Annotated in this window: 7 protein-coding genes; all 7 read left to right on the plus strand. The window is 63.3% G+C overall.

From position 1 onward, the window contains the following. The first annotated feature begins 13 nt into the window (after positions 1–13). On the plus strand, positions 14–1,078 hold the full coding sequence (locus ACEN83_RS00105) for an HlyD family secretion protein (RefSeq protein WP_495579180.1): 1,065 nt from the start codon (positions 14–16) through the stop codon (positions 1,076–1,078). After that, on the plus strand, positions 1,075–2,622 hold the full coding sequence (locus ACEN83_RS00110; RefSeq protein ID WP_495579181.1) for an efflux transporter outer membrane subunit: 1,548 nt from the start codon (positions 1,075–1,077) through the stop codon (positions 2,620–2,622). Before ACEN83_RS00105 ends, ACEN83_RS00110 begins: the two co-directional genes overlap by 4 nt. A gap of 79 nt (positions 2,623–2,701) precedes the next feature. Next, positions 2,702–3,481 (plus strand): efflux RND transporter periplasmic adaptor subunit, encoded by a 780-nt coding sequence (locus tag ACEN83_RS00115; protein ID WP_495579182.1) that lies wholly within the window; start codon positions 2,702–2,704, stop codon positions 3,479–3,481. Continuing rightward, positions 3,478–4,797: an efflux RND transporter periplasmic adaptor subunit gene (locus ACEN83_RS00120; protein ID WP_495579183.1), complete on the plus strand. Its 1,320-nt coding sequence runs from the start codon at positions 3,478–3,480 to the stop codon at positions 4,795–4,797. Before ACEN83_RS00115 ends, ACEN83_RS00120 begins: the two co-directional genes overlap by 4 nt. After that, the gene (locus ACEN83_RS00125) at positions 4,798–6,894 is read left to right on the plus strand and encodes an efflux RND transporter periplasmic adaptor subunit (protein ID WP_495579184.1); all 2,097 of its coding nucleotides are present in this window, start codon (positions 4,798–4,800) and stop codon (positions 6,892–6,894) included. Positions 6,895–7,013: 119 nt separating this feature from the next. Then, positions 7,014–8,597: a glycosyltransferase family 39 protein gene (locus ACEN83_RS00130; RefSeq protein ID WP_495579185.1), complete on the plus strand. Its 1,584-nt coding sequence runs from the start codon at positions 7,014–7,016 to the stop codon at positions 8,595–8,597. A gap of 152 nt (positions 8,598–8,749) precedes the next feature. Then, positions 8,750–9,595, plus strand: coding sequence for a sulfotransferase family protein (locus tag ACEN83_RS00135; protein WP_495580831.1), 846 nt, complete (start codon positions 8,750–8,752; stop codon positions 9,593–9,595). Position 9,596 lies beyond the last annotated feature (1 nt).

The raw sequence follows: 9,596 nt of genomic DNA on the forward strand, positions 1-9,596 counted from the left end.
ACAGAAGGTTTTTATGAACACCCAAGCAAAGCAGAAAGTCGCGGTGGCCGTGGCCGTCGCATTGGCCGTCGGTGGGGCGCTGTACCTGGCAATGCCCGGCCTGTTCGGCAAGCGTACCCAGCAGAACACCAACGATGCTTACGTCTCGGCGGATTTCACCCTGGTCGTGCCGCGGGTCGCCGGGTTTATCAAGGAAGTGCTGGTCGAGGACAACCAGCAGGTCAAGGCAGGGCAGTTGCTGGCGCTGATCGACGACCGGGATTTGCGCGCCGCCGCCCAGGCCGCCGACGCCGAAACGCTGGTGGCCAGGGCGCAACTGCAAAATGCCCGGGCGACCCTGGAGCGCCAGGCATCGGTGATTGCCCAGGCGCAATCTTCGGTGGTTTCGGCCAAGGCGGAAATGGCCTTTGCCGAGCATGAGTTGAACCGCTACAAGCACCTCGCCGGGGTGGGCGCCGGCACGGTACAAAATGCGCAACAGGCGCAATCGCGTATCGACCAGGCTGGCGCGCGGCTGGCCAATGCCACGGCGGTACTGGCGGCGGAGCGCAAGCAGGTGGAGATCCTGACGGCCCAGCGCGATGCAGCCGAGGGCGGGCTGAAACGGGCGCAAGCGAAGCTGGAAATGGCCAGCTACGAATTGTCCTATACAAGGATCGTGGCGCCACAGGACGGTATGGTCGGAGAACGCGCGGTGCGGGTCGGCGCCTACGTCACGCCGGGCAGCAAGATCCTCGCCGTGGTGCCGCTGGCGCAGGCTTATGTGATGGCCAATTTCCAGGAAACGCAACTGACGGATGTGCAGCCGGGGCAGGCGGTGCAAGTGCGCGTCGACAGCCTGGGCGGTGCGGCACTCAACGGTCGTGTCGAAAGCATCGCACCGGCCACCGGGGTGACGTTTGCCGCGATCAAACCGGACAATGCCACTGGCAACTTCACCAAGGTGGTGCAGCGGATACCGGTGAAGATCGTGCTGGAGCCGGGACAACCGCTGGCCGAGCGCTTGCGGGTGGGGATGTCGGTGGAGGCGAGTATCGATACGGCCATCGCCAAGGCGAAAGAGGTTGTTCAGCGATGAAGATTTTCGTTGATCGCGCTGGCGCCTTCGCGAGCAAGCCCGCTCCCACAGTTGACCGCATTCCCCTGTGGGAGCGGGCTTGCTCGCGAAGAGGTCATCAGCCTCGCCTGACTTTTTCTGCCTTGCTTGTGCTGAGCCTGTCAGCCTGCACCGTTGGCCCGGACTTCCAGAAGCCTGATGCACAGCAGATCACCGAATGGGCAAAACCATCAAAGGCAGCCACCAGCCAGGCCATCGCCGAAACAATGGCCGAGCGCTGGTGGGAAGTGTTCCATGACCCGAAACTCTCGGCCTTGAGCCAGCGCGCCCTGACCGACAACCTCGACCTGAAGCTGGCCGGCAGCCGCTTGCAGCAAAGTCGTGCGGTGCGCCAGGTGATTACTGCCAACCGCTACCCCAACACGGCCGTCAGTGGCAGTTACGGGCGCAATCGCAACAGCGCTGAAGGATTGAACGACCCGTCAGGACACAATGGCCAGTCAGCTTTCAACCTGTGGAATGCCGGCTTCTCCGCTTCCTGGGAGCTGGACTTCTGGGGCCGCGTGCGTCGGGAAACCGAAGCGGCCGACGCCACTTTGGAGGTCGCCGAGAACGACCGGCGTGGTGTGCTGCTGTCGGTGCTGGCCGAAACCGCCCAGGACTACATTCAATTGCGCGGTGTGCAGAACACCCGGCTTGTCACCGAACAGAACCTCGACGTCGCCCGCCATAGCCTGAAGCTCTCGCAACTGCGCCTGGCCGACGGCGTCGCGACGGATCTGGATGTCGCCGAAGCCGCCGCGCAGGTGTCGGCCATCGAATCGCGCCTGCCCGCGCTGGAGCAGCGCCAGTGGCAACTGATCAATGCCTTGAGCCTGTTGATGGGCGAAGCGCCCCAGGCATTGGCGGCGCAGTTATCCACAGACGCCCCGGTGCCACAAACGCCGCGCCAGGTCGCCATTGGCTTGCCCTCGCAACTGGCTGAGCGTCGACCGGACATTCGCCAGGCCGAAGCGCGACTGCATGCCGCCACGGCCAGCATTGGCGTGGCCAAGAGGGATTTCTATCCGCGAATCACCCTGTCGGGGAACATCGGGTCCCAGGCCATGCAGCTGAGCGATTTCGGCTCCTGGGGTTCGCGTTCGTTCGGGATCGGCCCGCAGTTCAGCTTGCCGTTGTTCGACGGTGGCCGTTTGCGCGGCGTACTCCAATTGCGCGAAGCACAACAACAGGAAGCGGCCATTGCCTATCAGCAAACCGTGTTGCGCGCCTGGCATGAAATCGATGACCAACTGACCGCCTACAACGCCAGCCAGTTACGCCGCGACAGCCTGGCCGGAGCCGTGCGGCAGAACCGCATTGCGCTGGACACCGCGCAACAGCAGTACGTGGAGGGCGTGGTGGATTTCGTCACCGTACTCACCGTGCAAGGGGCGTTGCTGGCCACGCAGGAGCAGTGGGTCGAGAGCTCGACCGGCGTGTCGCTGGCGGCCGTCGGGTTGTACAAGGCGTTGGGTGGGGGTTGGGAGTCGGTCTATCCGTTGGCCGAGACGGCGCAGCGCTGATACACAGGTAATGGTGGCCATCTGCTTGACGCTCATCGCCGCTGCCGTAGACTCCGTTGATCCGAAAGGGAGAACGGTCATGCGGTGTTTCTGTGTGTTGGGGTTGGGTTTTTTCTTCGTTGCGAGCGTTGTCCTGGCGCAAACGCCCGGGGCAGACGACCCGCTTGCGCAAATGGATGCGAGCGCCAGTGCTGCAACCAGCACCGAGGCCCGTGGTGTATTGCGCGCCAGGGACCAGGCCGTACTGGCCAGTGAGGTCCCCGGGCGGATTGTCGAATTGCCGTTCAGCGAGGGGGAATCGTTCAAGAAGGGCGATACCCTGGCGCGGTTCGACTGCTCGGCCTATCAGGCGCAGCTCAATGCCGCTCAAGCGGCCAGCCGTGGCGCAGGTGAAGAACTGGCGCACAACCGGCAACTGGCCGCGCTGAATTCGGTCGGGCGTTTCGAAGTGGCACGTGCCGAGGCCAAGGTCAGTGAAACCCAGGCGCAGTCCCAGGTGTATCAAGTGCAGGTCAAGCGTTGCAGCGTGCTGGCGCCGTTCGATGGCCAGGTCGTCGAGCGCAAGGTACAGCGCTATGAAAGCGTTCCTGCCGGCGCGCCATTGCTGGACGTGGTCGATAATCGCACCCTGGAAATCCATCTGCTGGTGCCCTCGCGCTGGATGGCCCGACTCAAGCCCGGCCAGACCTTCAGTTTTGTTCCCGATGAAACCGGAAAGCCGTTGGACGCGACGGTCAAGCGCCTGGGCGCGCGCATCGATGAAGGCAGTCAGACCTTGCTGCTGGTGGCCAGCGTGCCCGATGCCAGCGGGTTGCTGGCGGGCATGAGCGGCACGGCGCATTTCGCGGAGTTCAAGTGAACGCGCCGGTGAGCGGCGGTGCCGAACAGGTGTTCGCACGCTTTCTAGATCTGGAGCGCCAGACCCGCGCAGCCCGAACGCCCGCCCAATTGGCCTACAGCCTGGTCAATGATGGCCAGGCACTGTTTGGCTTTCGCCATGCGGCCCTGTTGATCGCCGGGAAGGTGCAGGCCGTGACCGGTGTCAGCGCGGTGGAGCCGAATTCGCCGTTTGTCGCGTTCGTCGAGCAGGCGGTGGCGCAGTTGTTCAAGGGCGAGCAGTTGCAGCAGGCGCGGGTCATTGCCGCCGATGTCATCAGCGAATCGCTGCAGGCGGAATGGCAAAGCCTGTCGGCGGCGCAGGTGTTCTGGCTACCGCTGATCGATCGCCAAGGCGAAGTGTTCGGCGGGTTGTGGCTGGCCCGGGATGTTCCGTGGAACCCTGCCGAACAAGTGCTGCTGTCGCAATTGGGCGATACCTACAGCCACGCCTGGCTGGCGTTGCAACCGCGCAAGCCGTGGCGCCTGCGCTGGACGCGCAAACGCCAGGCATTGCTGGTGGCAATGGTATTGCTCGGGCTGTTGATCCCGGTGCGCCAATCCGTTTTGGCACCGGCCGAAGTGGTGCCGCTGGGCGGTCGGGTGGTGGCGGCGCCGCTGGACGGTGTGATTGCCGAATTCCTGGTCAAACCCAACCAGACGGTGAAGACCGGCGATCTGCTGCTGCGCTTCGAAAGCACCACGCTCAAGGCTCAGGCCGATGTTGCCGAACGCGCCCTCGGGGTTGCCGAGGCGGAACTCAAGGCCAACTCCCAGCGCTCGTTCGCCGATGCCGAGTCCAGCTCGAAACTGGATTTGCTGGCCGCCCGGGTCGAACAGAAACGCGCCGAGCGTGACTACGCCCGTGAGCTGCTCAAACGCAGCGAAGTGCGCGCCGAGCGCGATGGCATCGCGGTATTTGCCGATGCCGAGCGCTGGACCGGCAAGCCCGTGCAGACGGGCGAGCGACTGATGGAAATCGCCGATCCGGCTCAGGCGCAATTGCGTATCGAACTGGCCGTGGGCGATGCGATTTCCCTGGAGCCCGGCGCCGAGGTCGCCTTGTTCCTCGACAGTGACCCGCTGCAACGGCATCTGGCCAGGCTCGAACGTTCGGCTTATGAAGCGCAGCCCACGGCAGGCGGGCAGTTGGCCTATCGCCTGGATGCGAATTTCGACGCGGCACCCCCGCGCATCGGTTTGCGCGGTACGGCGAAAATCTTCGGTGACCGGGCGCCGCTGGCGTTGTACCTGCTGCGTCGGCCGCTGGCCGGTTTGCGTCAGAGCGTGGGCCTGTAAATGAGCCTGCCCGGCCTGCGTGCCGACCTGCAATTATCCCCTGCAGCGCCGGCGCTGGACGGCGCACCCTGCTGGACGCTGGCCGACCCGGTGCGGGGGCGTTACTTCAAGCTCGGTACCACGGCCATGCGATTGTTGCGTCACTGGTCGCTGGGTGAACCCGAGCAAGTCCTGCAAGCGGCCAATCGTGAGCCGGGACTGGCGCTGGGTGCTGCGGATCTTGAGCAGTTGCTGGTGTTCTTGCGCAGCCACGACCTGATTACCGCCCTCGATCCCCAGCAGCGGGCCAGTTACAGCCTTAAAGCGGCTGCGCAACACCAGAGCCTGTGGCAGCAGTTGCTGCATCAATACCTGTTTTTTCGTATTCCGCTGTGGCGTCCCGAGCGTTTTCTCAACCGTGCCTGGCCATGGCTGGAGCGCTTTGGCCCGCGGGTGCTGCGCTACGGCTTGCCCACTGTGCTGGGGTTGGGGGTGTTTCTGGTGTCGCGGGACTGGCAGCGGTTTATCGCGACCTTTCCGCATTTGTTCAGCCTTGGCGGCGCATTGGCGTTTGGCGTGGCCCTGTTCTTCGCCAAGCTCTGCCACGAATTCGGTCATGCGTTCATGGCCAAGCGCGCCGGGTGCCGGGTACAGAGCATGGGCGTGGCGTTCATGGTGCTGCTGCCGATGTTCTATACCGATGTCAGCGATGCCTGGCGGGTCAATGATCGCAAGGCCCGGTTGCTGATTGGCGCGGGCGGGGTGCTGGCCGAGTTGCTGTTGGCGTGCGTGGCCTTGCTGGCGTGGTCGTTGCTGCCCGACGGGCCGGCTCGCACCGCGGCGTTCATGCTCGCCAGTGCTACGTGGATCACGACGCTGGTGGTCAACCTCAACCCGTTCATGCGCTTTGACGGTTATTTTTTGCTCAGCGATTTCTGGCAGGTCGATAACCTGCAAGGTCGGGCGTTTGCCTTGTGTCGCTGGCGCCTTCGCGAGTTTTTGTTCGGCTACGGTGCCACCGCGCCGGAGCCTTGGTCGCCGACAATGCAACGGCGTTTGCTGATCTGGGGGTATGGCTCGTGGTTATGGCGCGCGGCATTGTTTTTCGGGATCGCTCTGGCGGTCTACCACCTGTTCTTCAAGGTGTTGGGGATATTCCTGATGCTGGTGGAACTGGTGTGGTTCATCTTTCTGCCCATCATGAGTGAATGGCGCCAGTGGTGGAGCCGCCGCGAGCAGGCGCATGGGCCGCGGGTACTGCTCAGCAGTCTGGCGGTGCTCGTGCTGTTGTTGCTGCTGATCCTGCCGTGGCGCAGTGCCGTCGAGGTGCCGGCCATGCTCGAAGCGGGGCGGGTCAGCACCTTGCATGCGCCAGTGGCGGCACGGATCAAAACGGTGAATGTGCAGGACGGGCAGTCGGTGGCCCAGGGCGATGTCCTGATCGAACTGGAGTCTCCTGATCTCGATTCGCGCCAGGCCATCGCGCGCCGTGAGATCGAGATTCAGCAGTTGCAGATGCGTCGTCAGGCCGGCCGCAGCGAAACGGCTTCCGATGCCGGGATCGTCGAGCAGCGCCTGGCCGAAGCGGTCGCGCAATACCGGGGGCTGGCGGCTCAGCGCGAGCGTTTGCTATTGCGCGCCCCCCATGCCGGCACGGTGCGCGACCTGCTGCCGCAATGGGCGGTGGGGCGCTGGCTGTCGACCCGGGAGCCGCTGGCTCGGGTTGTCGAGCGGGGTGTGCGCTTGCGCGGCTATCTGGCCGAGGCGGAGCTCTGGCGCGTGGCACCGGGTGCCACCGGGCGGTTTATCGCGGATGATCCGATGCACCCGGCGATTGCCGTGCAACTGAGCGAAATCGATACCAATGGTGCGGCGTTTGTCGATCAGGAAGCGCTGACATCCGATCACCACGGGCCGATTGCCGTGCGCCGCGATCAGTCTCAACGGGCCGAGCCGGTACAGGCGCAGTACGGCGCGCGCTTGACGCCGCTCGATCCGGCCCCGGCGCCCGTGCAGCCGTTACGCGGCGTGGCGGTGTTGCAAGGCCGTGGTGAGTCGGTGCTGGGCGTTGCCTGGCGACGGCTGGCGGCGCTGGGTGTCAGGGAAAGCGGATTTTAGCTCGACCGGCTCTCCTCGCCGCAGGTCGTTTGGTCTGCGGGCCAGCATCGACGATGCTCGGGCTGAAGGTCTAAAGTGAATCGCGAGTAACCTGTCACTGAGCGTTGCAAGGGGAGGCGATGGAGGCGCGCAGAGAGACGCCGATGGGCGACACGCAGGGGCCACGCGCAAATCCTGGTTTCGCCAGGGGGGCGCAACTGATTATTCGCTGGGCGCGGGAGCATTGGCTGGTGCCGATCCTGGTCCTGGCGGCGCTGGTGCGCTTCTACGATCTGACGGCGGCTGCGATCTGGGGCGACGAGGGTTCCAGCCTGTTGCTGGCGCGTTATTCATTGCCGGACATCTGGCTTCACGCTGCCTACGACGTGCATCCGCCGCTGTATTTCATGCTGCTGCACAGTTGGATGGCCGTCTTCGGCGACGGCATATTTTCGATCCGCTGTCTCAGCGCCCTGCCGGGCATCGCCTCGGTCGGGCTCGGCGTGTGGCTGGTGGATCGACTGGCTACCCGCCGCGCCGCGATACTCGCCGGCTTTCTGCTGGCGCTGCTGCCCACGGCGGTTCGCTACAGCCAGGAAGTGCGCATGTATTCGCTGTTGGGGATGTGGTTACTGGGGGCGACGATTGCCCTGGTGTACTGGATCCGCAAACCGCACCGCCGACGTTATCTGGCGATTTACGTCCTGCTCATGAGTGCGGCGTTCTACACCCATTACTTCACTGCACTGTGCGTGCTTTGTCATTGGTTGTACCTGGGCATCATCCGCGTGCAGCCGGGGTATCGCCTGCGATGCATCCAGCGTGGCGACTGGTGGCTGGCGAACCTGGCCATTGTCGCGCTTTACCTGCCGTGGATACCGGGGCTGGTCGATCTGTTGAAGCACATCGATCAACTCAAGGCCAACGGGGATGTCGGCTGGGAAACACCGGTCACTTTCGACTCCCTGCCGTCCATGGTGTGGTCGCTATTGATCCAGGACGATGGCGAAAACCTGCCGCCACTGGTGTTTGCCGCCCTGCCGCTGGCCTTGCCGATATTGGCGGGGGTGGCGCTGGTGCGGGACCGAAGCGTGTTCCGGGGCAGCGCGTTGCTGGCGGTCTACACCCTGGTTCCGATATTGCTGGTGTTTGCGGTGTCGTTCATTTCACCGATGTTCATCGAACGTTATCTCACCGCCTATGCCCTGGGCCTGCCGATGCTGGCGGCGTTGGCGATCGACCGCCTGTACAGCGGCTCCCGCGTGGTGGCGTTGACGGTGCTGGTGCTGTTTGTCGGTGTCGAACTGGTGGGCTTGAACAACAACGCCACGGTCGACATCCATGACCAGATCAATGTCCTGGTCGATGACGTCAACCAGCACTTCCAGCCCGGCGATCAAATCGTCACCAGCGACATGCTCTGGTACTTGAGCTACGTCTACTACAACCGTACCGGTGCCAAGCCGCTGCTGTACACCCCGCCACATGCCGACGGAACCTCGGGCCGTCCGAATGACTATGGTTTCGGCACCCTGACGGAACCGGACGAGTACCTCGACAGCCTCGGCGATTTGCCCAAGGGCACCCGGCGAATCTGGTTGATCAGCACCGCCGACGTGCCGGATGAGTTTGCCCCCGTGCCGGCGCAATGGCGGCTGGACCGACAGGTCAAGGCCGGTGGCGTTGTCGCCAGGCTGTATGTGTCCCCGTTGGCTGGGAAATAAGCAGCGTCGAGGCTAAAACGGTTCAGCCATTCGATGGAGATTAAATAGCCGGTTTCCAGTGGATTTGACTCCGAATTGATATCAAAACACCACTAGGCGCGGACTTTACCTTCGGTTACGCTTTGTCCTACAAAAGGGACTTGCGGCTAATGGTGAAGGGATTGCATCAGTTTCATTTTATCTCCGGCTTGCCGCGCTCAGGCTCGACGCTGCTTTCTGCCATTCTTTTGCAGAACCCGCGTTTCCACGCCGGAATGACCAGCCCCGTGGGTTCCCTGTTTTCCGGTGTTCTGGACCAGTGCAGCGCTGGCAGCGAGTTCGGCGCGGTGATCGACACCGACATGCGCCGCCGCCTGTTGCGCGGTCTGTTTGATTCCTTCTATGCCGACAAGGCCGACACACCGGTGGTGTTCGACACCAATCGGTTTTGGAGCTCGCGCCTGCCGGCCATCAACGACCTGTTTCCCAAGGCCAAGGTGATTGCCTGTGTGCGCAACGTCGCCTGGATCATGGACAGCATCGAGCGTCTTTACCGCGCCAATCCCTATGAAAACACCAAGCTCTTCGGCGATGCCGTCGAGCGCAACACCGTCTACAGTCGTTGCGAAACCCTGGCCCAGCGCAATCGCCTGGTGGGTTTTGCCTGGGCGGCGCTCAAGGAAGCCTATTACGGCGAGCATGCCGATTCCCTGTTGATTATCGACTATGACCTGCTGACGCAAGCGCCTGATCGAGTGATGCGGCTGGTCTACGAATTCATCGACGAACCCTGGTTCGAACACGACTTCGAGCACCTGGCGTACGACGCCCCGGAATTCGATCAAGCCCTCGGGGTAACCGGCCTGCACAAGGTCAAACCCAAGGTTGCCGCACAGGCCCGGCGCACCATCCTGCCGCCGGATCTGTTCAAGCAATACTCAGACTTGTCCTTTTGGCTCGATGGCTCTGCCAGCGCCGCCAATGTCATTCGTATGAAGTCCGACGCCGCGAACATTTGAT

The sequence above is a fragment of the Pseudomonas sp. Pseusp49 genome, from assembly GCF_059491875.1.

Bases quoted from the DNA above. Each gene is read 5' to 3' on its own strand.
- ACEN83_RS00110 (WP_495579181.1), top strand. From the start codon at position 1,075: ATGAAGATTTTCGTTGATCGCGCTGGCGCCTTCGCGAGCAAGCCCGCT.
- ACEN83_RS00125 (WP_495579184.1), top strand. From the start codon at position 4,798: ATGAGCCTGCCCGGCCTGCGTGCCGACCTGCAATTATCCCCTGCAGCG.
- ACEN83_RS00115 (WP_495579182.1), top strand. From the start codon at position 2,702: ATGCGGTGTTTCTGTGTGTTGGGGTTGGGTTTTTTCTTCGTTGCGAGC.
- ACEN83_RS00105 (WP_495579180.1), top strand. From the start codon at position 14: ATGAACACCCAAGCAAAGCAGAAAGTCGCGGTGGCCGTGGCCGTCGCA.
- ACEN83_RS00130 (WP_495579185.1), top strand. From the start codon at position 7,014: ATGGAGGCGCGCAGAGAGACGCCGATGGGCGACACGCAGGGGCCACGC.